Source organism: Pseudoalteromonas sp. T1lg10 (assembly GCF_002964545.1).
Classification (GTDB): domain Bacteria; phylum Pseudomonadota; class Gammaproteobacteria; order Enterobacterales; family Alteromonadaceae; genus Pseudoalteromonas.
The window spans coordinates 272,586-297,273 of sequence record NZ_PQBV01000018.1 but is presented as its reverse complement, the minus strand read 5'-3'; the positions used below and the strand labels follow the sequence as shown (position 1 = coordinate 297,273).

The window sequence follows — 24,688 nt, the reverse complement described above, 5'->3', positions numbered from 1 at the left end:
TTTTAAAAGTGATAGCACAAAAAACCATTAATTTTAGAAATTTGTCGCCCTTATCCTGTTTTTTACCGTTGTCAGCACAACAACGAATTGGTTAAATAAGACTACAAAAATCAGTGCCTCTGGCGGCCAAAAAGCATCCAGAAGGCATCATCGCCAATATAAGGCATGCTCGGTATGGATCACCTTCTTAGCCCGGCATTCACTAATTTTGTGAGTCTTATCCGGCACCACAAGACTCATAATTACTCAACGAGGACTCTTATGCGTAAACTGTCGAAAATCTCTCAAGCCATGCTGCTCGGTGGCTTAGTTGCCCTTAGTGGTTGTTCAAAACAGCCGCAAAGCAGCAGCGAAACCGTTGCCGAACAAGCACCTAGCAATGCAGCCGTAGAGTTAATCAATATCGCTCCGAGCCGTTTGAATATCTATACCGACTTCGAACTGAATACAGATCTAACGCACCTAAGCGGCAACCAGAAGAAAATGCTGGCCAAGCTGATCGATGCCTCAAAAATTATGGACGAGCTCTTCTGGCAACAGGCTTTCGGCGGTGACCAAGCCGAGTTCCTAAACAGCCTAAGCGATGAAAAAGTTCGTCACTTTGCCAAGATCAACTATGGCCCTTGGGATCGTCTCAATGGCGATCAGCTATTCCTCTCGGGTTTCGAAGCTAAATCGGCCGGCGCCCAATTCTATCCTGCGGATATGAGCAAAGAAGAGCTAGAGAATAGCGATCTTGCCGATAAAACCGGCCTTTACTCTGTGATCAAACGCGATGCCGAAGGCAAGCTATACAGCGTCGCCTATTCGCAAGAATATGCAACCGAACTAGAGGCCGCCGCCAAGTTGCTGCGCGAAGCCAGTGAACTTGCCGAAGACAAAGAATTCGCCAACTACCTGAGTATGCGTGCCGACGCCCTGTTAAGCGACGACTACCAAGCCTCAGATTTCGCCTGGATGGATATGAAAAATAATCCCATCGACGTGGTGATTGGCCCCATTGAAACCTATGAAGATCAGCTGTTCGGTTACCGCGCTGCGTTCGAGTCTTATGTATTGGTAAAAGACATGGCCTGGAGTGAGCGCCTGGCCAAGTTTGCCCAGTTCCTGCCTGAGCTGCAAAAAGGCCTGCCGGTTGCCGACGAGTACAAGCAAGAAGTACCGGGGTCGGATGCCGACCTTAACGCCTACGATGTGATCTACTACGCAGGCCACTCAAATGCCGGCAGCAAAACCATCGCCATCAACCTGCCGAACGATGAGCAGGTCCAGTTGGAAAAAGGCACCCGTCGCCTGCAACTGAAAAACGCCATGCGCGCCAAGTTCGATAAGATTTTGATGCCGATCGCCGCCGAGCTTATCGTCCCAGAGCAGCGTAAGCACATCACCTTCGATGCCTTCTTTGCCAACACCATGTTCCACGAAGTGGCGCACGGCCTGGGCATTAAAAATACCATCACCGACAAGGGAACGGTACGTCAATCACTGCAAGAGCATGCCAGCGCCCTGGAAGAAGGCAAGGCGGATATCCTTGGTCTGTACATGGTTGAACAGTTGCTGAAAAAAGGCGAGATCACCGAAGGCACGCTGGAAGACTACTATGTCACCTTTATGGCCGGCATTTTCCGCTCGGTTCGTTTCGGTGCTTCAAGCGCTCATGGTAAGGCGAACATGATCCGCTTTAACTTCTTTAAACAGGAAGGCGCTTTCTCTAAAGACGCTAACGGCCTCTACCGCGTTAATATGGATAAGATGGGCGCGGCCATGGCCAAGCTTTCTAGCCTGATCTTAACCCTACAAGGTAACGGCGATTATCAAAAGGTGGATCAACTGGTTGCCTCTATGGGCGATATCAAACCAGAGCTTGCCGCCGACCTGGAAAAACTAAGTCAGGCCAATATCCCGGTAGACGTTGACTTTACTCAAGGTAAAAAAGTGTTGGGTCTGGAATAAGCCAGAGTTTAACTTCAGAAATAGCGCCAAAGGGCGCTATTTTTTTTGTCTTTATCATGACAAGAACAAAGCCCTTTATTGACACAAGATCACAAAAAACAGAGACTAACCTTCAACGTTTGTTACTAAAAATTAACAGCCAAAACTTTTCAATAAAAAGCGCGAGCAAGGAGCCAAATTTGCGTATTGCCACCTATGTAATCAATCTTGATCGCTGTACAGAGCGCCGACAGCGCATAAGCAAACACCTAAGCAAGTTAGCTTTGGACTTTGAGATAATAAAAGCGGTCGATGGTGCGGAAATAGACACAGCACAGCACAGCACAGCACAGCACAGCAGAATATGATCAACTGAGAAACAAAAGGCTTTATTACAAACCTTTAAGTAATGGTGAAATTGCCTGCGTTTTGTCGCACAAGAAAGCCCTGCAGAAATTTTTACTTTCAGATGCTGATTTTTTATTTTTATTAGAGGACGATGCTGAGCTGACCCCACAATTCATTCCTTTCTTAAGCCCGTATGCAGTAAATCGCATTGGCACCTTATCAAGCTATACAATGGCAAAAAGCCCAAGCCAGCTCTAAAAACAGCTTGGTTAGATAAACAACATGCCCTGTGTTACCCAAAGAAAGTGCCTAACTCAACATTGGCACAATTAGTAACGAAAGCTGGCGCGCAAAAGATGCTCTGTATGTATGAAGGCTTTTATATGCCCGCTGATATTAGCCTTCAATCTTGGTGGCTGCACAATCTGAATATTTTAGTCAGTAAGAATAACCTAGTTACTCCTTATGGCTGTGACAGTGAGATAGATAAGCTAGCTCCTCGCAAATCAACGCACTACAGCACCAGCAAACGATTGCGCCACCGTACACGATTTGAATGGCAGCGATTAATGGCCAAACCGGACTTTAGTGTACTAGAGCAGTTTACCAAATAAACTTAGCTGCGATTTTTCAAGCTGCACAAAAAAGGCGCTCAATGAGCGCCTTTTGCCAGCAGGGAGAAGAACTTACTTGTCCTTGCTCTCCTGGCCAATTTTTCTAATACGACGACGCTGCGACAGGGTCATCTTATTGCTGCGACCGGCATAAGGGTTATCCCCTTCACGGAACTCGATCTTAATTGGCGTACCCATAATATTCAGCGCCTTGCGGTAATAGTTCATCAGGTAACGCTTATAACTGTCCGGCAGCTCGTGCACCTGGTTACCGTGGATCACGATACGTGGTGGGTTATAACCACCGGCGTGAGCATATTTGAGCTTAACGCGGCGACCACGTACCAGCGGCGGCTGGTGATCGGCCTGAGCCATATCCATGATACGACGTAACATGGCGGTGCTGATACGCTTGGTGGCCGAGTCATAGGCTTCTTCAACCGACTCGAACAGGTGGCCTACCCCGGTGCCATGCAAGGCAGAGATAAAGTGAATACGGGCAAAGTCAACAAAGCCTAAACGACGGTCAAGCTCAGACTTAATACGGTCCTTCACATCGCTGTCCAGGCCATCCCATTTGTTTACCGCCAATACCAAAGAACGGCCGGCATTGAGGGCGAAGCCCAGCAGGCTAAGATCCTGATCCGAAATACCTGTGCGGGCATCGATCACCAAAAGCACCACATTGGCGTCTTCAATAGCTTTAAGGGTCTTGATCACCGAGAACTTCTCGACCACATCACTGACCTTTTTACGCTTGCGAACACCGGCGGTGTCGATCAGCACATACTCGCGGTCGTTACGGGTCATAGGGATGTAAATAGAGTCCCGGGTGGTGCCCGGCATATCGTACACTATCACCCGCTCTTCACCGAGAATACGGTTGGTCAGCGTTGATTTACCCACGTTCGGGCGACCGATAATAGCGAGTTTAATGGCCTTATCGGCAAGCTCTTCCTGCTCACCTTCTTCGCCTTCGCCCTGAGGCTGATGCTCGTCGTCATAGGCGGCAAACGGGTCTTCTTCGATCAGCAGTTGGCGCTCTTTGGCAAGCTCTTCGATCACCGGCTGTAAGGCGCTGTTTAGCAGACCTGTGATACCACGACCATGAGCAGCGGCTATCTGGTATACCTCACCCATGGCCAGTTGATAAAACTCGGCACAGTTTGAGTCGGCGTCGATGCCATCAGTTTTGTTGGCAACCACAAACACCTTTTTCTCTTGCTTGCGCAGGTGCTGGGCAATGGCCTGATCGGCCACCGTCATACCGGCACGGGCATCCACAAGGAACAGCACCACATCCGCTTCTTCGATCGCCAGCAGAGACTGCTCGGCCATTTCGGTTTCGATACCCTCTTCGGAGCCATCAATACCGCCGGTATCAACAACGATAAAGTCAAAGCCGTCATAGCTCGCCTGGCCGTATTTACGATCACGAGTAAGGCCCGGGAAGTCCGCAACAAGTGCGTCGCGGGTGCGAGTTAAGCGGTTGAACAATGTCGATTTACCGACATTAGGTCGCCCAACTAAGGCGATCACAGGAAGCATAATGTACCTCTTCAAATAACAAAAAAGCTCCGCCGTAGCCATCTGGCCTAAGGCGAAGCCTATCTTAGGACATAGCCTAATTAACTAAATTATTGCGCTTTAATGGCGCTGACTTCACCGTCGCGAGTGATAACAATCAAGCGGTCATCGGCAAGGATAGGCTCAACATAAAAGCCCGAGTCATCAAATTCATGACGCGCTACCAACTCACCGCTATTGCGGTCAATCCAGTGCAGGTTACCTTCTTGGTCGCCTACTGCCAGGTAGTTGCCTAATACCGCAGGGCCGGTAATATACCAACCGCGTAAAGCCGCTTGCGACCAGCGTTCAATGCCCGAGCTCTTATCCAAAGCATAGATAACACCGTCGCTGTCGACCACATAAATGGTGTCGCCAACAATGCTGAATTCGCGATAGCTGCTGTATTCACGTTTCCATACCACGTTGCCGGAGCGGATATCCACCGCCGCCAGGTTACCATTGTAGGCCAGGGTATAAACCATGGCGCCACTGACCTTTGGCTCGGTATCAACATCAACCAAACGCTCAAACTCTGAGGCACCTTTAGGCTGCGCCACTTCGGCTTGCCAGGCGGCAAAGCCACTGTCGGCGATTAACACGGTCAATTTACCGGTTTCTTCACCTACCAGCACACCACCATTGGCAACCGTTGGTGAGCTTAAACCACGCAGTGTTAGCGGCGGCACTTCTTGCTCATAGCGCCAGCGCTCTTCACCAGTATCCGGGTGCAAGGCTAACAAGCGGCCTGAACCCAGGTTTACATAGATTAAACCGTCGCCAGCTGCTGGGCGGGATAGCGCCTCACCGGGTACGCTTTTACGCCAAATCAACTCACCTGTTTCGCGATCCAGCGCCACCACCTGACCATGTTCAGAACCGATAAAGATCTTGCCGTAAGCCTGCAGAATACCGCCGGAAAGCTTAGCGCTTTCTTCGCTTGACCAAGGCCAGAAGCCTGAGTCGTCACGCACATCCGTTTGCCACAGGGTATCGCCATCGGCTAAAGATAAGGCTTCAACCTCACCGTTGCGCGCGGCCACAAATACTCTGTCTTTATAAAAGGCTGGCTGCAAACGTGAGAAATAATGCTCAACGCCATCGCCTACCGTTTCTTGCCACACTACCTGGGTTTCGAACTGGTTATTAATTTCCGGTAATACCAACTCTTCTTCGTCGTTCGACGAACAACCCGCCAAGGTCGCCATACATAAGGCAATCCCTGCAAGAGTAACCTTTTTCATCAACCCGCTCCCTACGCAGCTGGCGTTTGCGCTGCCAAATCGTCCAATTTAACTTGCAATAGCGGGTTGCTTTCTAAGCCACCTTTATCCGCCGCGCTTTGATAAGCGATGCGAGCCTGCTCTTTATCGCCTTGAGCCAGGTATATATCACCTTTTAATTCGGCAACAGCGGCTTCATAGCTTGCCGGTAACTCGGTGCCCAGGGTTGCTAAGGCAGCATCATAGTTTTGCTGTGCCAATTGCACTCGCGCTAAACGCGTGGTGGCAATGGCTTTAAGCTCTTTAGTCGGTGCATGTTGTTGTGCCCAGGTCAGTTTCTCTGCGGCTACATCAAGTTGCTGCGCATCTACCGCTTCTTTGGCGGCAACAAAGGCGGCCAATACGGCGTAGCTTGAACCTTCATGCTGCTGCATCAGGGTTTCGCTTTGCGCGATCACATCGGCACCTTCAACTTCTGTGCTTTGTGCTACCTGATTAAATGCATCCGAAGCTGCTTCGGCGCTGGTGATCTGGTGCTGGTTATAGGCTTTCCAGCCGTACAAGCCACCCAGGCCGATAACGATACCAAGGGCGATTGATACGCCGTGTTCTTTAAAAAAGCCTTTAATCGCTTCTGCTTGTTGTTCTTCTGTTGAATAAATTTCCATCATTACCTCTTAGACTTGGGTCTAAATCATGTCAGCCAACAGCTGGGTAATTTCATCCAAGGCCAATGTTAACTGTGGTTTTTCTTCGCGTAGGTATTTCACAGTTACCACACCTTGGTTGAGTTCATCTTCGCCTAAAATCAGTGCCACTTCGGCACCGCTTTTATCAGCACGTTTTAATTGTTTCTTAAAGTTGCCGCCACCGGCATGTACCAAGACACGTAAGCCAGGTACGTCGGCGCGCAGCTTAGAGGCGATCACAGGGGCTTGAATGCTGGCCTGCTCACCCATGGCCGCTACATACACATCGGCGTTGCGGCGTATTTCGCCAACACAGTCAAGAGCCTGAAGTAGCAACACCAAGCGCTCCATACCCATGGCAAAACCAACTGCAGGGGTGGCCTTGCCGCCTAGTTGCTCAACCAGACCGTCGTAACGACCACCGGCACAAACGGTACCCTGAGCGCCCAGGCTCTCGGTGACCCATTCAAACACGGTACGGTTATAATAATCCAGACCACGAACCAACTTTTCGTTAACCTGGTATTCGATACCCGCAGCGTCTAATCGTTCACACAAATTAGCAAAATGAGCACGTGATTCTTCATCCAGGTGCTCGGACAGCTTAGGCGCATCTACCAGGATGGCTTGTACGTCCGGATTTTTGCTGTCCAAAACGCGCAGCGGATTTGAGTGCATACGACGCTTGGAGTCTTCATCCAGCTTGTCTTCATGCAGCTCAAGATAGGCCACCAAGGCATCACGGTAGGCGGCGCGCGCTTCGTTTGAACCTAATGAGTTCAGCTCCAGGCGCACATGCTCGCTAATACCGAATTGCTGCCACAGCTGCGCCGTCAACATGATCACTTCGGCATCAATATCGGCGCTGGCAATACCAAACACTTCCAGACCGAACTGGTGGAACTGACGGTAGCGGCCTTTTTGCGGACGTTCGTGACGGAACATGGGGCCCATATACCAAAGGCGCTGTTCCTGGTTGTACAGCAGGCCATTTTCGTTACCGGCACGTACACACACGGCCGTACCCTCTGGGCGCAATGTCAGGCTGTCGCCGTTGCGATCCTCAAAGGTATACATTTCTTTTTCAACGATATCGGTTACTTCACCGATAGAACGCTTAAACAGGTCGGTTGACTCAACAATGGGGAAACGGATTTCTTGATAACCAAATGAAGCCACACACTGACGCAAAGTGTCTTCCACTTTTTGCCATACTTGGGTGTCGCCCGGAAGGGTGTCGTTCATGCCGCGAACTGCTTGAATTTGTTTTGCCACTGATAATCCCAAAATTCTGTTGTAGGCTGCGCTGAGCCCGTGAAAACGCGTCGATAAAGCGCGCTATTATAGCCTGATTGCGCCGCTACCACCAAGTACCGGCGCCGGCCTTAATCAACTAATTTAATGTCAATTGGCTGCTGTTGTTCCTGCTTGGCAAGGTATTCGCGCACGTGCTGCTCCAGCTGCTCAACGATATGATCGTTGTCGATGCGGGTCTTTTGACGCTCACCATTGATATACAAGCCAGAACGACGGTTGGCACCGGCCAGGCCGATATCGCTGACCAGGGCTTCGCCTGGGCCATTCACAACACAACCGATCACCGACACCGTCATTGGTGTGATCACATCTTCCAAACGCTCTTCCAGCTGGTTCATGGTGCTGACCACATCAAACTCCTGACGAGAGCAGCTCGGGCAGGCAATAAAGTTAATGCCGCGCGAACGAATACGCAGGGATTTTAGGATATCGAAACCCACTTTGATCTCTTGCACAGGATCGGCGGCAAGGGATACGCGTAAGGTATCGCCAATGCCCTCGGCCAATAACATGCCAAGACCCACCGCGGATTTCACCGAACCGGAGCGGAAACCGCCGGCTTCGGTAATGCCCAGGTGCAGAGGTTGATCTATCTCTTTAGCCAGCAGGCGATAGGCGCCTACCGCTAGGAATACGTCGGAGGCCTTAACCGATACCTTAAACTGGTCGAAGTTAAGACGCTGGAGAATTTCCACGTGACGCATGGCCGATTCCAACAGCGCCTCGGGCGTTGGCTCACCATATTTTTCCTGCAAGTCACGCTCTAAGGAGCCACCGTTGACACCGATACGGATAGGAATATTGCGCGCGCCGGCGGCATCAACCACGGCACGGATCCTGTCTTCGCTGCCGATATTACCCGGGTTAATGCGCAAACAATCGGCGCCATATTCCGCCACTTTCAGGGCAATGCGGTAGTCGAAGTGAATATCTGTGACCAGGGGAATATCGACCTGCTCTTTTATGCTTTTAAATGCTTCAGCGGCCGCCATGGTGGGTACGGACACTCGCACGATATCGGCACCAGCCTGGGCGATATCCTGAATTTGCTTCACCGTGGCATCGACATCCATGGTGTCGGTATTGGTCATGGATTGCACGGCAATGGGCGCACCATCGCCAATCGGCACATCGCCAACATAAATACGCGTAGACTTGCGGCGCTTGATTGGTGACTCTGAAAACATACTACTTACTCTGTTAACGGTAATGAAAATTTAGCTAAACGGTTTGGTGGAAAATGCGAAATATCCACGGCTTCCCCATTGACGCTGACGCTAACCACATCATGCTTGCCCAGGGTGACCGCAAAGGGGGCCAAACCTACTAGCTCTAACTCTTGCCCCGCTTGTTTAATGTCATAGGCCAAGCGCTTTCCCTTGGCATCCTGCACTTCAACCCAGCATTCACCGCTAAAGCGCATAATCACTCTTTGCTCACCGGCGGCCAGGGGCGCTTTAGCCAGGGGCACCTCCTCTGGGGGCATTTCTTCGGCAGTTTCGCCCTTGTCGATTTGCACTACACCCAGGTTAGGTTGGAGGTTATCAACTTTATCAGGCAACTCGGCGACGCCTTGTTGCGGATTTACCTGTTGAGCTTGCTCAGACTCTTGCAAAGTCCCAGGGCCCGCATCAATAAGACCAGGCTGTTCAGGCTCTGGTGCCGGAGCCGCCACTATATCCGCGGCCAAGGGCGTTGTTTCCACAACCTGCTCGTCACTGTCTTGCCACCACCAGAACAGGGATGAACCTAGAATAATAGCGAGGATGGCATAACTGAAAAGCATCAAACGATTGTCGTGCGCTTCCTTTTCGGTGCGTCGCGAGAAGCTCTGCATGCTTGCCTGTTCTTGTGCCTGAGGCTCTGGCTTAATAGCGGCCAACAAGGGAGCCGAGTCCAAAGCCAGCACCTTGCAATAAGCCTTGATATAGCCACGCACAAAAATAGTGGCGCCCAGACCGGCGAAACGCCCTTGCTCTAAATCATCGAGCTTGCGCACCGTCAAATTTAGCTTGCGCGCCAGTTGCTCCTGGCTTAACCCTTGTTGTTCCCTAGCACCGGCTAACTGCTTGCCTATGGCAATAGCGGCTGATTCCTCCTCAGCCTGCTGTGCTACTTCACCACTGTCACTCATAATCGATAATTCTTAGGATCTGCTATATATACTTTATCGCCCGGAACCAATTTGCTGTTTTCTTCAATCTGGTTCCACTCCAAAAGCTTTTCCATGCGCACATTGTATTTCCTGGAAATTTCAAACAAGGTATCACCCTCAGCCACGGTATGATAATTATACGGTTGCTGTAAGTAAATCTTGCGGCCAACTTGCACATGATCGGCACTGACGAGGTTATTCCACTTACGTAAGGTGCTTAGACGGATATTATAGCGGGTCGAAACATTAAACAGGTTTTCACCCTTTTGCATCACATGGAAAGGGATTTCTTTTTTACCCGCAGTATTGGCAATGGCCATTTGCTCAACCACCTTGGCCTTTGGCGTCACCACCTCGGCTGCAGGGCTTACATCTTCGACCTGATCCTGAGATTCAGCGACTTCTTCAAGCTGTGCACTGTTAGCAGCAAGCTGCTCGGTCACATCCTCAGCCTCCGGCTTATCTTCTGCAGTTACATCCGCAGCCAACTGCAAGGAAGCAAACTCACGCGCCAATTCTGACTGTAATTGATCCTTTTGCTCGGCCAGGGTAGTAACGCTAGATTCGTCAGGCTTCTGGGTCGAAGACTCAGTCGAGGACTCATTCGAGGTCTCAGTCGAAGGCTCTGCTTTAGCTTTTTCTTCAGCCTTGCTCTTTGCTGCGTCTAGAGATTTCGTCGCGGCTTCGGCATTAGGCACTGCCGAAGGCTTGGTTGACGGCTCGGCTGACAGCTCAGTCGAAGACTTAACCTCAGATACCAGCTCTTGCTCTGCACTCTTAGCCGATGCCGTAAGCTCAGATGCTAAGTCATTGGCCGCTTCAGTTGTTTGCTCGGTTGCCGTTTCAACAGCAGCCATTTGTTCGCTGGCCTGATTCTCGACGGCGATAGCTTCGGCCGAAGCTTCTTCTCCCAGTTCATCCGCTGTTTCAAGCATGGTGTCGGTTGCCGTCTCGACTGTCTCGGCAGAAAGCTCAACTGCTGACTCGGCTGAAGGCTCTGCCGAAGGCTCGGCTGAAGGCTCGGCTGAAGGCTCAACTTCCGCCTTAACATCAATTTGCTCCGCCACTGTGTCTACTGCTTCGGCAGCCACTTCCACAGCTGTCTTGGCTGCTACGGTCGCAACCGAGGTCTCAACAAATTCTGCCGCTGGTGCGGCCGCAGTTAAGACCTCAGCACTGGCTTCTGATTCAGCACCGGTCTTTTTCTTCACAACCTTAATCTTAGGTTTGGCAACGATTTGATTGCCTTCCATGCTGTCTTGCAGCTCGGTGAGCTTGTGACGACGGTACTGTTCACGCAATTGTTCAAATTCACTGGCGCTGTAGCGCTGTTCGCGAATAATGCGCGCTTCTATCGACGAGGGGTAAGTGACGGTAATGGTTTCGGCCAACTTACGGGCATCTTCAATATGACCCATACGGTCATGGATCAAGTAACCAAGTAAAAGGGAACGTGACGAGATACGACCGGTGCGCTGGTAGCGATTTAACACCTGCTGAGCATTATAAAAGTCACTTTTAGCATACTTTACCGCAGCCAGGTTGATTAGGCTTGATGGGCGTAACGAGCTGTGCTGCAGGGAGTCTTCTAAGAAGGTTTCGGCAGCATCAAACTTATCAAATTCCAGCGCGCACAGCGCCAGGTTTTCATAACTTTCCGCTACGCGCAGGTAACTCGGAACCTCAATGGCAGCCATAAACTTATCGACCGCTAGATCATACTCACCGATATCACATAAAAACACCCCGTAGTTGTTTAGGGTGTTAGGATCGTTCGGCTCTAGACTGAGTGCCTTTTCATAAGCGTCTTTGGCTCGTTGCTTCTCACCAACCTGCTGGTAGTAATAAGCAATGGAGTAATGTACCTCTGGCAGTTCCGGGGCGAATTTAGCAGCACGTTCTAGGTTATATTTGGCTTGCGTGCTATCGCCTTGGGAAAGGTAATTTAAGGCAAGGGAGATTCGGGTGCGGGCGGCTTCTACGTTATTGATTTTCTTTTCAACAACGGGCTTGTCACTGCCCACATATGTACTTTCGGTTACACACCCACCAAGGGCGAGTAAGCTTATACTGGTCACTAACAGCTTGCGCATGGCTTAGCCTCGTTTATTCCGTTATTTCACCTATCATTACTGAAAAGCCCTTTTGTTTCATCAATTATTTGAAAAAAGGGCTTATTTTTATGTTACTGAGAGACATTTACCGCGATTGCGTTCTTTTCTCGCTCCTGGCGTTTGGCCAGTCGCTTGGTTCTATCGACTACATCACCCACCAGCTGACCACAAGCGGCATCGATATCATCGCCTCGGGTACGTCTGACTATGGTGGTGATGCCGGCGGCTTGCAGTACCTTGGAGAAACGGTCGATGCGTGAGTTGCTGGAACGACCATATTCATTGCCCGGGAAGGGGTTGAATGGGATCAAGTTCACCTTAGAAGGCGTGCCTTTTAGGGTTTGCACCAACTCATGGGCATGATCCGTGCTATCGTTTACTTCCTGCAGCATCACGTATTCTACCGTCACTTCCTTATTCGCTTTAGACCCGTCGATATAACGACGACAAGCGGCCAGGAACTCTTCGATCGGGTACTTCTTGTTAATTGGTACCAACTCGTCACGCAATGGATTGTTCGGTGCGTGCAAAGAAATAGCCAGAGCCACGTCGATTTGCTCTTTAAGCAAATCAAGGGCCGGCACCACGCCAGAGGTACTTAGGGTAACGCGACGTTTCGACAGGCCAAAGGCCCAATCGTCCATCATCAGTTCCATCGCAGGCACGACGTTTTTAAGGTTTAGCAAAGGCTCACCCATGCCCATCATGACCACATTGGTAATAGGACGACGGGTGCTATCGCCATGCAGGCCGATATCTTTGGCCACACGCCACACCTGACCTATGATTTCCGACACCTTAAGGTTACGGTTAAAGCCCTGCTGCGCGGTCGAGCAGAAGGTACATTCAAGGGCACAGCCAACCTGAGAAGACACACACAAGGTAGCGCGGTCTTTTTCCGGGATCCACACGGTTTCTACTTCCTGGCCACCATCAAGGATAAGTGCGTACTTGATAGTACCGTCGCTAGAAGGTTGTTTAACCGTGATCTCCGGCGCACGAATTTCACATTCGGCTTGCAGGCGAGCCTTCAGCTTCTTATTCAGATTGCTCATTTCTTCGAAGTTATCGATGCCGAAATGATAGATCCACTTCATCACCTGATCGGCACGAAACGGCTTTTCACCAATGGATGCAAAATAGTCGCGCATACCTTGGCGATTAAAATCGAGTAAATTGATTTTTTTCTCAGTCGTGGCCATGAATAAACCTCTATCAGGTGACGGATAAAACGAAGACGGCAATTGTACACAATTTAACCATTATAGCAATTTCTTAGTTCACTCAGCGCAGAGCAAATAAACTAAGGAATTGCATGAGACAAGAAAAGGGCCTGAAGGCCCTTCCCTGGTTCTGCTTACAACTCGAAATTAACGAGTACGTGGGCAGATTTCTTCTTCAGCGAAGAAGTAAGCGATTTCGCGAGCAGCAGACTCAGGAGCGTCTGAACCGTGTACCGCGTTCTCGTCGATGCTGTCAGCATAGTCAGCACGTAGAGTACCAGCAGCCGCTTCAGCTGGGTTAGTAGCACCCATGATTTCGCGGTTTTTACGTACTGCATCTTCACCTTCAAGAACCTGAACCATTACTGGGCCAGAAGTCATGAAAGAAACAAGGGCACCAAAGAAAGGACGCTCTTTGTGCTCAGCGTAGAAGCCTTCAGCTTGCTCTTGTGAAAGGTGAACCATTTTAGATGCTACGATCTTAAGACCAGCAGACTCGAAACGGTTGTAGATTGCACCGATGTGGTTTTTAGCTACCGCATCAGGCTTAACGATAGAGAAAGTGCGCTCTAAAGCCATGTGTTGCTCCAAATAACGTTAAATTTAAGTGTTAAACTTTACCGGGCGCGAATTATACGCGCTTTAGCATGAAAATCCTACTACATTGTGACCCGGGCAAGACTAACAAATTTTTGTGACGCTTTGACTAATGGGCCTCACGGAACCCGGGCCATAGACCGGATGCAGCTCCACCAGCTCACCCAAACCCTGATCCAAATCAAAATCCTCAGCGGGCACACGCGCTAGAATCCGCCGCTATTTTTTACCTCAGTTGACTCGGACTCAGCCAAGGAATTAACCATGTCTATCTTTACTCCTGAATTACTTAGCCCGGCGGGCAGCTTAAAAAACATGCGCTACGCCTTTGCTTATGGCGCCGATGCAGTTTATGCCGGACAACCCAGATACAGTTTACGGGTGCGCAACAACGAATTTAATCTCGCCAACTTAGAGCTGGGTATCAACGAAGCCCATGCGCAAAATAAAAAGCTTTACGTGGTGTCTAACATCGCTCCGCATAATGCCAAGGTAAAAACCTATTTGCGTGATATCGAGCCGGTTATTGCCATGAAACCGGATGCGCTGATCATGTCCGATCCGGGTCTGATCATGCTGGTAAAAGAAAAATGGCCGGATATGCCCATTCATTTGAGCGTGCAGGCCAATGCGGTGAACTATGCCAGCGTGCTGTTCTGGGCTAAGCAAGGCATAGAGCGGGTTATTTTATCCCGGGAATTGTCACTGGAAGAAATCGGTGAAATCCGCGAGCTTTGCCCTAACACCGAGTTAGAAGTGTTTGTGCACGGCGCCCTGTGTATGGCCTATTCTGGGCGTTGCCTGCTCAGCGGTTATATCAACAAGCGCGACCCGAACCAAGGCACCTGCACCAACGCCTGTCGCTGGAGCTATGATGTCAAACCCGGCGAAGAAACAGAAACCGGTGACCTGGTGCACAAGATCGATCCGACCCTGGGCCTGGGTGAGCCAACCAAGGAAGTCTTTATGCTCGAAGAGCAGGGTCGTCCGGGGGAATACATGCCTGCATTCGAAGACGAGCACGGCACCTACATCATGAATTCCAAGGACCTGCGCGCGGTGCAATATGTGGATGCGCTGACGCGTATGGGTGTGCACAGCTTGAAGATAGAAGGCCGCACCAAATCCTTCTATTACGTGGCACGCACCGCTCAGGTTTATCGTCGCGCCATCGACGATGCGGTGGCCGGCAAGCCCTTCGACCCGACACTGATGAAGAGCCTGGAGCATCTGGCACACCGTGGCTATACCGAAGGCTTCTTAAAGCGCCATGCACATCAGGACTACCAAAATTATGACTATGGCCATTCGGTCTCCGACTCGCAGCAGTTTGTCGGTGAAGTGTTAGGACGCACCAACAATGGCCTGGTGGAAATCGATGTGAAAAACAAATTCTGTACCGGCCATTCGTTAGAGCTGATGACGCCACAGGGCAATATCAACTTTAACCTTGAGCATATGGAAAATAAAAAGGGCGAAAGCATAGACGATGCTAAGGGCTCGGGGCATATAGTTCGTATTCCATTGCCGGAAGATCTGGACCTGGATAAAGCCATCCTGCTGCGCAACCTAGCGCCGGGTCAGGACACTCGTAACCCCTTCCCTACCCAAGGGTGAGACTACAAGGCATTGTGATAGGCGGTAATACGGCGCTCTAAATCCAGTTCCAGCACCACCTGAGTGCGGTGTGGTAACTGAGTTAAGGCATGACGGGTAAGGCGCTCAAAGTAGCTTATAAAATCAGCGACTTGCGTCTTACTCATGGTGTGGGCCGTATGACCGACGCGGGCAATCAGTTTTTGCTCCTGCTGCCAGCGCCAGGCCAGCACCGCATCGAAGCTTGGCGCCTTCAACATTATACTGATATCGGCATCGGCAAATACCGGCTGATAATGCTGTGCCAGGCAAGTATTCACATAGCGCCGCCAGCGGCCATCCGCATCTTGCTCTTGCTCAAGGGCATTAATGGGCACCAGCAAGGCTTCTTCGCTTTGCGCTGGTGTGCCCACACACCAGCCTTCAATAATAAGCACGTCGATGGGGCGCGAGAAGTGCTGCCACTCCCCGGGGTCACAGGGCTCGTCCATCGCTTTATTGAAGCGTGGCACGCTCAGCGGTGCTTGCCCCTCACGCACAGCGTCCACCAGCTTATGCAAGCGGGCGATATCATGTGTTCCGGGCACGCCCCGGGTCACCAATAAGGGATGCACCTGCTGCGCCAATTCATAACGCTGCGCCTGGGAGTAGTAAAAGTCATCCAAGGAGCAGGCGCAGACATTAAGTCCGCCTTCTTCCCGCAGGTGGCAGGCGAGATAATCCGCCAGAGTGCTTTTGCCCGAGCCTTGCGCGCCGTTGATAGTCACAAACAGTGCTGCCCTTGGCTTTTTGGTGGCACTAATTTGCTGCGCCAAGGGCGCAAAATAGTCCGTGATCTGTGCCCCATACTGAGCTGTCAGTTTATGACGAGATAAAAATGCCGCTGTATCCATCTTAGCGCTCTGCCCTTTTGTTACCCTGTCTAGCCTCAGTGCATACCCTGGGCCAACATATAAGTACATTATAAAACAGTGGCTTATTTACTCCACCTTGAAGAGTGGCACCAGTTTGGTGCAACAAGAAGCCCAACCGAGCGACATTTACACCTCAAGCATTTTTTGTTTTAGATCAAAACAAGGCGAATTAGCCTCACCTTGGCTAGTGAGTCACAGGGGAATTTTATGTACCATCGCGCACCTGCGTTTATGGGGTAAAAAAATGGCATTACTGATCAACGACAAATGCATTAACTGCGATATGTGCGAACCCGAGTGCCCAAATGGTGCCATTTATATGGGTGCGGAGATTTATCAAATAGAGCCGAGTAAATGCACCGAATGCGTCGGCCATTATGATAACCCAACCTGTGTGAGCGTATGCCCTATCGACTGTATCAAGCCCGACCCCGAGCATAAGGAAACACTCGCTGAGCTCGCCGATAAGTATGTACAGCTAACACAAGGCGACGAGCCCAACTAACCACCCGCATGGATTAATCCTTGGCAGGCGTTACATCAGTTTGTTTGTCACTCGGCAGCGCCTTCGTTGGCTGCAACAACATCTGGGTGAGCGAGTCTTGTATGGCCTTTTTCTGCGCCGCCACTAACTGGGCCAACGCCTCTTGCGTGGTCTGCTTAATGGCCTGCTCCACTTCCTGCACCAGGGTATTGGCATGGGTCAGTGAACTCATTAACAGTAGACCGGAAACTATGGCTGCATGTAGGTATTTCATAATGGTATCCTTGGTTCAAGCTAGTAAGTAAATGTCCCTTAGTTACTTTCAACGACCGTGCCAAAATAAAATAACCATAAAATTCAACAACCTGTACATAGTATTCTATTTTCACCATACAAATAGCGTCCGCGACCGGACAACTCTGTGTCCAAGGCCGGACACTTATCGTCATCCATCTAGAAATATGATTTTGTGGGTCGGCGCGCTGTGCCGACATTGCTACAGAAGGGCATTTTTGTCGGCCTAAAAGACCGACCTACAAAGTCGGCCTACATCTAGGGCTGTGTTATGCGCCGACTATGCCCAGGGGTGTGGCGCTGCGCCAGGCACCGCGGGTAAAGTCTGGAATAGTGATGGACTCACTGCGATTGGCTACCGATTGCGCCGACAGTGGCGAAATCACCGACCAGGCGGCGCCGTCATAGACATCCTGATCCAAAGGCTCAGCATTGCGCAGGCAATAGATCATGCGCCAGAACATCAAGAAATCCATACCGCCGTGACCACCATTGCGCTCGGCTTCAGCGCCCATTTTCTGCCACAAGGGGTGATCATATTTATCGTACCAGGGCTGCATATCGTATTCCCATTCGTGGAAACTCTTGTTGCCGCCATGCTCCAAGGCAATACGATTGGGGAAACCGGCGAAAACTCCATTGGTGCCCTGGATCAGGTTGTGACGACTATAGGGGCGCGGCGTGGTGGTATCGTGTTGCACCATGATACTGCGGCCGTTAACGGTTTTGATCAGCGTGGTATTCATGTCCCCGGCAATATACTTAAGTTGATTACGCCCGTGCTCCGCCGGGAATTCACGCTGAGCGTAGGCGGCACGGCCCAGAGCAGGCGAGCTCATGGAGGTGAGGTAATCAAAACGATCACCCCGGTTGATATTCATATACTGGGAAACCGGGCCCAAACCGTGCGTGGGGTAAAGGTTGCCATCACGGCGCGTATGCCAGGCGGTACGCCACGAGCCTGTCTTGTGCTCGATTTCTTTCATCTGCCAGCGCAGCTCATGAATATAGGCCGCCTCACCGTGAAGTAACTCGCCGAAGACACCCTGGCGCACCATGTTCAATACCATCAATTCGTCACGGCCGTAGTTGACGTTTTCCATCATCATGCAGTTTTTCTGGGTGCGCTCGGCGGTGTCGACTATCTCCCACATTTCTTCAACCGTCAGCGCCAGTGGCACCTCGACAAAGGCGTGCTTGCCACTGTTCATGGTGTCGATGGCCATGGGCGCATGCCAGCGCCAGGGCGTGGAAATAATCACTATGTCTATATCATCGCGGGCCAACATGTCTTTATAGGCCAGCTCGCTGTCACCGTAGGCGGTGGGTTTTTCCTTGCCTTCTTTAACCAGGAAGTCTACGGCGCGATCCAGCACCTCTTGGTGAGTATCACAAATGGCTTTGATTTCGGCGCCCTCAATGTAGCTCATGCGTTTTACATGGCCATAGCCACGCTGACCCACACCGATAAAGCCGACCCGCACCACATCCATTTTTGGGGCGATTAATCCGATCACCGACTGGCCCTGAGCCTTTGGTGTAGCCGCAGTACCAGCGGCAGTTCCGGCGCAGCCCGCCATCGACGCCGTTGCGGCGGCACCGGCCACCGCTCCCGCCGCCTTTAAAAAATCGCGTCTGTTGAATTGTTTCATGCTCGTTCCTCAGTCTTGCCTTTCCAGGCTTTTCTAGCAAGCTAGCGTAAAGCACCAAGGCAGGCAAAAGGAACGAGATTAATGGCAAATGAAAGCGATAAAAAACCCAGCTATTTGCTGGGTCTGTAGTTTAAGCATTATCAATCAGCGACTTAAGCCTTTCTTGTTGCGCCAGTACGCTGCGATACAGGGCAAACTGATTATTGGCTCTGTCGAGATTATGGCGGCCATGCTTAATGCTGAAATAATGGTCGCCGTCGATATAGTCGGTAAGAAAACGCACCCCGATCATAAAGGGCATCACCCTGGCGCCAAGCCAGAAGCTGGCCTTTTCCTCGGCGGTAATGTGCGCCTTTAAAGGCTCAATGTAGCCCTTAACCAGGGCGGCAAAGATTTCTTCACGCACCCGCACATTCGCCAGGTTAATACTGTCTTCTTCTTCCGGCGAGCAGAAGGTGCGCACCATGTCGCCAAAATCGAATAACCAATAACCGGGCATGCAGGTGTCCAGATCGATCACCGCTTTGGCCGCGGGTGCAGCCGCGGGCGCTGCCGCAGGCGCAGCCTTTGGCTCTGACGCACACTGCTTGTCGCTAAACAGCATATTGTTGATTTTGGTGTCGTTATGACAAGGACGCAAAGGTATTTGCGCAGTAACCGTCACCACTTCATCTATTAGGAAAGCTTGCTCGCGACAAAAATCCAACTGCTGCTGTACGTCCTTAACACGACCGAGTTTATCGGCTTGCACAGCCTGCTCCAGCATGTCCATGCGCATGGCGAGATTATGAAAATCCTTGATCACCGGATACAAGGACTCCGCGTCGAAATCCTGCAGCGCGGCGGCAAAGCGACCAAAGGCACTGGCAGCAACCTGAGCCTGCAAGGGCGACTGCACCACCTCTTCACTGCGGCTGTTACCGATAAATTCCAGGGCCCGCCAATACTCACCATCAATGCTCGGCAAATAGCTCCCCTCCAGGGTGGGCACATGCTTGATCACTTCAAGATCATACTGGCTTGCCTGATGTTTTTGCATCAGGTGCTGCTCAATTTTACGGGCATTGGCGACTAGTTTTTCGGGCTCAGGAAAGACTTGGGTATTGAGTTTCTGTACCACCACACTGCCATCGCGATGTCCTAACAACATGGTGGTATTGATATGGCCGTTGCCTATGGCCTTTAAGCTCAGTGGTGGCGCAAAGCCGTATTGCTGCGCTAACAGCTGCGCATAATAATCTGTATTCATAGGTGTATGTTTGGCAGCCCCGTTACTTATGGCTTAATCCCTTAAGCGCGGCGATATTCCGAGCCAGTAGGGGCAATTCATCTTTATAGGTCATCCCCATCCAAGCCTGCTTGGCGGCGTATACCTCGACCACAGCTAAGTGCTGGTCAATGCCGTATTGGATTTGATCGGGAAGATAATACTCCTTTGCGTTGCCCTTGTCATGGTGACCAAGGAAGTCAGCAAAGTTTTCTGCCAAAATCGTAAAGAGTCGCTTGTCTATCCCCCAAAAGGTCATGGACGCAAGGACATCCGAAGCCAAAGCTCTCGCCTGTCCCTTGTCGTTGAGGCCAACTAAGGTGCCATCTTCCTGGTATTGGATATTGAGCACTTCATCCACACGCACGAGTTGCTGCAGCTCATTAAGGGCACAAATACCGCGATTAACTCCTCCTTGCTCCGACAAGGTTTGTTGCAGTGGATAGGGCACACAGGCCCAGTTGCTGCTGCGCTTAAAGTGTTGCACCAGTTGTTTATAGGCCTGGCTGCCGTAATAATCATCGGCGGTGATCACTATGGCCTTGTCGATAACCGCCTCTTTCGCGCATAACAGTGCATGACCCGTGCCCCAGGGCTTTTGCCGCTGTGCTGCACGCTGTGCGTACTCGGCGGGAACATCTTCAAGGCGCTGCTCAACCAGGGTGACTTCCAGATCGGCGGGCAGCTTAGGCAATATCTCTTGCTCAATATAAGCGCGCACGGCAGCGTTGATCACCAGCACCAGATGGCGAATACCGGCGTGATAGGCATCTTCAATGCTCAATTCCATTATGGTGCGATTGACTCCAGGCAGCGGGGCGATTTGCTTGGCGCCGCCAAAACGACTGCCTAATCCGCCCGCCAACACGACCAAACTAATATGAGGATTCACAAGCACTTATCCATTACTGCAAAAATGAGAGTGTAACGACTAGCGTCCCGGCACTGCAAATATCTGGGTTAGCATACCCGTTTAAATGCCGCTAACCGATATTTAAGCACAGGTACTTTTCTTCCAGATACTCGTCCAGTCCCTGATGGCCGCCTTCGCGTCCCAGGCCCGATTGCTTTACGCCGCCAAAGGGGGCGACCGGGTTGGAAATAAGCCCTTCGTTGATCCCCACCATACCGTATTCCAGCGCCTCGCCGACACGGTAAATCTGGCTTATGTCCTGACTGTAAAAATAAGCCGCCAAACCATAAGGAACGGCATTGGCCTGAGTAATCGCCTCGGCCTCATCGCTAAAGGTGGCGACGGTAAGCACGGGACCAAAGATCTCTTCCTGACTGATGCGCATCTCGGCATTTACATTGGTAAGCAACAGCGGCGCCACATAGTTACCGTCTAAGGAAGCAGCCTGGTTAACCTGTTTGGCACCTTGTTCAAGCGCGTCTTCTACCAGTTGCAACACCTTGTCTTTGGCGGCAGGGTAAATCAAGGGACCAATATCCACCCCGGCACTAAAGCCATCACCCACCCTTAAGGCCTGGACTCGTTCGGCCAGTTTGACGGTTAAGTCCTCAGCGACGCTCTCATCCACCAAGACTCGGTTTACACAGACACAGGTTTGTCCGGCATTGCGAAATTTGCTGGCAATAATGCCATCGGCAGCCTTATCCAGATCGGCGCTGGCAAACACCAGCAGGGGTGCGTTACCGCCAAGCTCCATGGAGGTGCGTTTTATCGTTGGGGCACACTGGGCCAGTAATTGCCTGCCCACGGCGGTGGAGCCGGTAAAGGTGAATTTGCGCACCACCTCTGAAGCACAGAGCTGCTCTCCCACTTCCTTGGCGCGATCGCTCAGCAGCACATTAAAAGCGCCCGGTTCGAAGCCGGCTTCATGGGCTAAGTGCGCCAGGGCCAAGGCAGATAAAGGCGTATGCTCGGAGGGTTTTAAAATAAAGCTGCACCCGGCGGCATAAGCCGGTGCCACCTTGCGGGTGATCATGGCGATAGGAAAATTCCACGGAGTGATGCCGGCCACCACGCCCACGCCTTGCTTAATAACCGAAATTCTATGCTTGTCATTGCTGGCGGGAATAAGCTCACCATAGCTTCGCCTGGCCTGCTCGGCATACCATTTTATATAGTCGGCCCCATATTTAACCTCCCCAAGCGCTTCCGCCAAGGGCTTGCCATGCTCCTTGGTCATCAGCTCGGCCAGTGCCTGCTGGTTAGCGATCACCAAGTCATACCAACGCTCAAGCACCTGGGCACGATGCTCACAACTGGTATTTTTTAAACTGCTAAAGGCCCGCTCGGCGGCACCAATGGCTTGCTCGACTTGAGCCGCTGTTACCCGGGATACGCTGGTCAAAACACTGTTATCGGCGGGATTAAATACATCAAACTCCCCCTCTCCCTCTAGCCACTGGCCATCGATAAAGGACTGGGTAAATAACAAGGCCGTACTCATATAAGTCTCCCAATAAAAAAGCCGCTGATTCTATGATACAGCGGCTTTTTCTAATTTACATGCGTGAAAGCTTAATGCTCTTCATTCACTATATTGAGGTTGTATTTGGGGATCTCAACCACCAAATCCTCGTCGGCTACTCTGGCCTGGCAACCCAGGCGCGACTCAGACTCTAGCCCCCAGGCTTTATCCAGCATGTCATCTTCAAGCTCATCGCTTTCTTCCAAGGAGTCAAAGCCCTCACGAATAATCACATGGCAGGTAGTACAGGCACAGGACTTTTCGCAGGCATGAGGAATGCTGATGCCATTTTTAAGCGCCACATCCAATACCGTCTCACCGGCCTTGGCTTCGATGGCTGCGCCCTCTGGGCATAGCTCTTCATTGGGTAAAAAGATAATTTGTGGCATTGCTTATACCTCATCTACTGATTGGCCTTTCAAGGCCTTTTTAATTGATGCATCCATACGACGGGCGGCAAATTCGCTACTCGCCGCATCCACCTTTTCGATGGCGTCTTTAATCTTTTGTGGCTCTGTGGTGCTGGCACTGATCGCCTGCATCTCTGCCATGGCTTCACGTAGCGTCGCCAGTTCTTGCTCGTCCAGTAAGTGGCTGTCGGTGGCAAGCGATGCTTCCAAAGCTTCATGTACGCGTAAGACTTCTACCTGTTGCTCTTTGAGCATACGCGCCTGCATATCTTCTTTGGCGTTGCTCATCGAGGACTTAAGCATCTCGGCTACCTGATCATCGGATAAGCCAAATGAAGGTTTCACCTGAATTTCCGCCTGTACGCCGGTGGATTTCTCCATCGCAGTCACGCTTAGCAGACCGTCGGCATCCACATTAAAAGTCACGCGAATATGCGCCGCACCGGCGGCCATAGGCGGAATACCTTTAAGACTGAATTTAGCCAAAGAGCGACAATCGTCAACCAGTTCACGCTCGCCTTGCAGCACATGCAGTGACATGGCCGTTTGCCCGTCTTTAAAGGTGGTAAATTCCTGCGCGCGCGCTACCGGAATGGTGGTATTGCGAGGAATGATCTTCTCGACCAGGCCACCCATGGTTTCCAAACCAAGAGACAGGGGTAATACGTCCAACAGCAACATATCCGCTTCCGGCTTGTTGCCTACCAGGATATCCGCCTGAATGGCGGCACCAATGGCCACAACGCGATCCGGGTCTATGCTGGTTAACGGCTCTTTAGCAAAGAACTCACCCACCTGCTCACGCACGATAGGCATGCGGGTCGAGCCGCCCACCATTACTACCTCTAGTACCTCATCGGTGCCTATTCCGGCATCTTTTAGGGCACGACGACAGCTACGCAGGGTTTTCTTCACCAGGGGCAGAGCCAGTTCGGCGAATAATTCACGCGTGACTTCAACTGTATGCGTTTGTCCATCGAACTCCAGGCCAACATTGACTTTGGCGTAGTTTGTAAGTGCTTCCTTACAGGCTTTCGCTTTATTGATAAATAAACGCAGGGTATTGGCCGATAGGTTTTGAGCTGAAGTTTGCTGCTTAAAGTATTCAACTAATAACGCATCGAAATCATCACCGCCGAGGGCTGAGTCACCACCGGTAGCCAGCACTTCAAAGACCCCTTTATTGAGGCGCAGGATAGAAATATCAAAGGTTCCACCGCCCAGGTCATACACGGCGATTACCCCTTCCTGGCCCGAGTCCAGGCCATAGGCTACCGCCGCGGCGGTTGGCTCGTTCAATAGGCGCAGCACCTTGATGCCGGCCAGTTGCGCCGCATCCTTGGTACTGTGACGCTGGGCATCATCAAAATAGGCAGGAACAGTGATCACCGCGCCGGTAATGGTATCGCCACCGAAGCTTTGCTCGGCACGCTCACGCAGGGCGTTTAAGATATCGCTCGATGCCTGTACCGGGCTGATATTGCCTTGGCGGGTACGAATATGCAAACTGCCGTTGTCATCGCTGAATTCATAGGGCAATTGACCATAGCTACTTTCTATTTCCGCCTGGGTTTTACCTAGGAAACGCTTAACTGAAATCAGGGTATTATGCGGGTCGTCTGCGGCATGAACCGCAGCTTCTTGGCCAACCACATGGCCTTGCTCTAAATAGCGCACAACGGAAGGCAACATGGCGTTACCCAGCTCATCGGTGAGGGTTCTGGCCTCGCCGCTTTGCACCGTGGCCACCAAGGAGTTGGTGGTACCTAGATCGATACCTACCGCGAGTTTATGTTCATGAGGTGCCGTGCTTTGCCCCGGCTCAGCAATTTGCAGTAATGCCATGTGTGTTATA

The 24,688-nt window shown here is 51.3% G+C and carries 22 protein-coding genes and 1 pseudogene; 6 read left to right on the top strand and 17 right to left on the bottom strand.

Annotated features, from left to right (window positions below):
* Positions 1 to 261 precede the first annotated feature (261 nt).
* The 4 genes and pseudogenes from C2M17_RS07635 to C2M17_RS07620 all read left to right on the top strand — a co-directional run bounded on the left by C2M17_RS07635 (position 262) and on the right by C2M17_RS07620 (position 2,894).
* Positions 262 to 1,953, top strand: coding sequence for a dipeptidyl-peptidase 3 family protein (locus tag C2M17_RS07635; RefSeq protein ID WP_105200231.1), 1,692 nt, complete (start codon positions 262 to 264; stop codon positions 1,951 to 1,953).
* A gap of 56 nt (positions 1,954 to 2,009) precedes the next feature.
* Positions 2,010 to 2,300 carry a glycosyltransferase family 25 protein gene (locus C2M17_RS16210; protein WP_105200230.1) on the top strand — a complete coding sequence of 97 codons (291 nt, stop codon included), beginning with the start codon at positions 2,010 to 2,012 and terminating at the stop codon, positions 2,298 to 2,300.
* Positions 2,296 to 2,538: pseudogene (locus C2M17_RS16205) on the top strand (glycosyltransferase family 25 protein); the annotation flags it as partial. The gene C2M17_RS16210 and the pseudogene C2M17_RS16205, both read left to right, overlap by 5 nt.
* A 98-nt stretch (positions 2,539 to 2,636) precedes the next feature.
* Positions 2,637 to 2,894, top strand: coding sequence for a hypothetical protein (locus tag C2M17_RS07620; protein WP_158683993.1), 258 nt, complete (start codon positions 2,637 to 2,639; stop codon positions 2,892 to 2,894).
* Positions 2,895 to 2,966: 72 nt separating this feature from the next.
* Here C2M17_RS07620 and der read toward each other — a convergent pair whose 3' ends face one another.
* The 9 genes from der to ndk form a co-directional block, all read right to left on the bottom strand.
* Complete coding sequence (der, locus tag C2M17_RS07615; RefSeq protein ID WP_105200227.1) at positions 2,967 to 4,442, bottom strand: ribosome biogenesis GTPase Der; 1,476 nt, start codon at positions 4,440 to 4,442, stop codon at positions 2,967 to 2,969.
* Positions 4,443 to 4,531: 89 nt separating this feature from the next.
* Positions 4,532 to 5,704, bottom strand: a complete 1,173-nt coding sequence (bamB, locus tag C2M17_RS07610) for an outer membrane protein assembly factor BamB (RefSeq protein WP_105200226.1) — start codon at positions 5,702 to 5,704, stop codon at positions 4,532 to 4,534.
* Positions 5,705 to 5,715: 11 nt separating this feature from the next.
* Entirely contained in the window at positions 5,716 to 6,351 is a 636-nt protein-coding gene (locus C2M17_RS07605) for a YfgM family protein (protein ID WP_105200225.1), read from the bottom strand.
* Positions 6,352 to 6,372: 21 nt separating this feature from the next.
* Complete coding sequence (hisS, locus tag C2M17_RS07600; protein WP_105200224.1) at positions 6,373 to 7,647, bottom strand: histidine--tRNA ligase; 1,275 nt, start codon at positions 7,645 to 7,647, stop codon at positions 6,373 to 6,375.
* 110 nt (positions 7,648 to 7,757) lie between these two features.
* Positions 7,758 to 8,876 carry a flavodoxin-dependent (E)-4-hydroxy-3-methylbut-2-enyl-diphosphate synthase gene (gene ispG, locus C2M17_RS07595; RefSeq protein ID WP_105200223.1) on the bottom strand — a complete coding sequence of 373 codons (1,119 nt, stop codon included), beginning with the start codon at positions 8,874 to 8,876 and terminating at the stop codon, positions 7,758 to 7,760.
* A 5-nt stretch (positions 8,877 to 8,881) separates the two neighbouring features.
* A complete protein-coding gene (locus C2M17_RS07590; protein ID WP_105200222.1) occupies positions 8,882 to 9,823 on the bottom strand; it encodes a RodZ domain-containing protein in 942 nt (313 codons plus the stop codon).
* Positions 9,820 to 11,937 (bottom strand): type IV pilus biogenesis/stability protein PilW, encoded by a 2,118-nt coding sequence (gene pilW, locus C2M17_RS07585; RefSeq protein ID WP_105200221.1) that lies wholly within the window; start codon positions 11,935 to 11,937, stop codon positions 9,820 to 9,822. The genes C2M17_RS07590 and pilW overlap by 4 nt, the downstream gene beginning before the upstream one ends.
* A 92-nt stretch (positions 11,938 to 12,029) precedes the next feature.
* The gene (locus tag C2M17_RS07580; RefSeq protein WP_105200220.1) at positions 12,030 to 13,160 is read right to left on the bottom strand and encodes a bifunctional tRNA (adenosine(37)-C2)-methyltransferase TrmG/ribosomal RNA large subunit methyltransferase RlmN; all 1,131 of its coding nucleotides are present in this window, start codon (positions 13,158 to 13,160) and stop codon (positions 12,030 to 12,032) included.
* A 168-nt stretch (positions 13,161 to 13,328) separates the two neighbouring features.
* Positions 13,329 to 13,760, bottom strand: a complete 432-nt coding sequence (gene ndk, locus C2M17_RS07575; protein WP_105200219.1) for a nucleoside-diphosphate kinase — start codon at positions 13,758 to 13,760, stop codon at positions 13,329 to 13,331.
* A gap of 282 nt (positions 13,761 to 14,042) precedes the next feature.
* Here ndk and trhP point away from each other — a divergent pair, with 282 nt between their 5' ends.
* The gene (gene trhP / locus C2M17_RS07570) at positions 14,043 to 15,395 is read left to right on the top strand and encodes a prephenate-dependent tRNA uridine(34) hydroxylase TrhP (RefSeq protein ID WP_199776006.1); all 1,353 of its coding nucleotides are present in this window, start codon (positions 14,043 to 14,045) and stop codon (positions 15,393 to 15,395) included.
* A 2-nt stretch (positions 15,396 to 15,397) separates the two neighbouring features.
* Here trhP and C2M17_RS07565 read toward each other — a convergent pair whose 3' ends face one another.
* Positions 15,398 to 16,267, bottom strand: a complete 870-nt coding sequence (locus C2M17_RS07565; protein ID WP_105200218.1) for a kinase — start codon at positions 16,265 to 16,267, stop codon at positions 15,398 to 15,400.
* Positions 16,268 to 16,532: 265 nt separating this feature from the next.
* On the opposite strand from C2M17_RS07565, the gene C2M17_RS07560 reads away from it, so the two are divergent.
* Entirely contained in the window at positions 16,533 to 16,793 is a 261-nt protein-coding gene (locus C2M17_RS07560; RefSeq protein WP_105200309.1) for a YfhL family 4Fe-4S dicluster ferredoxin, read from the top strand.
* Positions 16,794 to 16,806: 13 nt separating this feature from the next.
* Here C2M17_RS07560 and C2M17_RS07555 read toward each other — a convergent pair whose 3' ends face one another.
* The 7 genes from C2M17_RS07555 to hscA form a co-directional block, all read right to left on the bottom strand.
* Positions 16,807 to 17,046, bottom strand: a complete 240-nt coding sequence (locus C2M17_RS07555) for a hypothetical protein (RefSeq protein WP_105200217.1) — start codon at positions 17,044 to 17,046, stop codon at positions 16,807 to 16,809.
* Between the two features lie 289 nt (positions 17,047 to 17,335).
* The gene (locus C2M17_RS07550; protein WP_105200216.1) at positions 17,336 to 18,718 is read right to left on the bottom strand and encodes a Gfo/Idh/MocA family protein; all 1,383 of its coding nucleotides are present in this window, start codon (positions 18,716 to 18,718) and stop codon (positions 17,336 to 17,338) included.
* Positions 18,719 to 18,848: 130 nt separating this feature from the next.
* Complete coding sequence (locus tag C2M17_RS07545) at positions 18,849 to 19,967, bottom strand: phosphotransferase enzyme family protein (RefSeq protein WP_105200215.1); 1,119 nt, start codon at positions 19,965 to 19,967, stop codon at positions 18,849 to 18,851.
* 22 nt (positions 19,968 to 19,989) lie between these two features.
* Positions 19,990 to 20,877 carry an NTP transferase domain-containing protein gene (locus tag C2M17_RS07540; protein WP_233997933.1) on the bottom strand — a complete coding sequence of 296 codons (888 nt, stop codon included), beginning with the start codon at positions 20,875 to 20,877 and terminating at the stop codon, positions 19,990 to 19,992.
* A 91-nt stretch (positions 20,878 to 20,968) separates the two neighbouring features.
* A complete protein-coding gene (locus tag C2M17_RS07535; RefSeq protein ID WP_105200214.1) occupies positions 20,969 to 22,402 on the bottom strand; it encodes an NAD-dependent succinate-semialdehyde dehydrogenase in 1,434 nt (477 codons plus the stop codon).
* A gap of 71 nt (positions 22,403 to 22,473) precedes the next feature.
* Positions 22,474 to 22,812: an ISC system 2Fe-2S type ferredoxin gene (gene fdx / locus C2M17_RS07530; protein WP_105200213.1), complete on the bottom strand. Its 339-nt coding sequence runs from the start codon at positions 22,810 to 22,812 to the stop codon at positions 22,474 to 22,476.
* A 3-nt stretch (positions 22,813 to 22,815) separates the two neighbouring features.
* The gene (gene hscA / locus C2M17_RS07525) at positions 22,816 to 24,678 is read right to left on the bottom strand and encodes a Fe-S protein assembly chaperone HscA (RefSeq protein ID WP_105200212.1); all 1,863 of its coding nucleotides are present in this window, start codon (positions 24,676 to 24,678) and stop codon (positions 22,816 to 22,818) included.
* Positions 24,679 to 24,688: the final 10 nt, after the last annotated feature.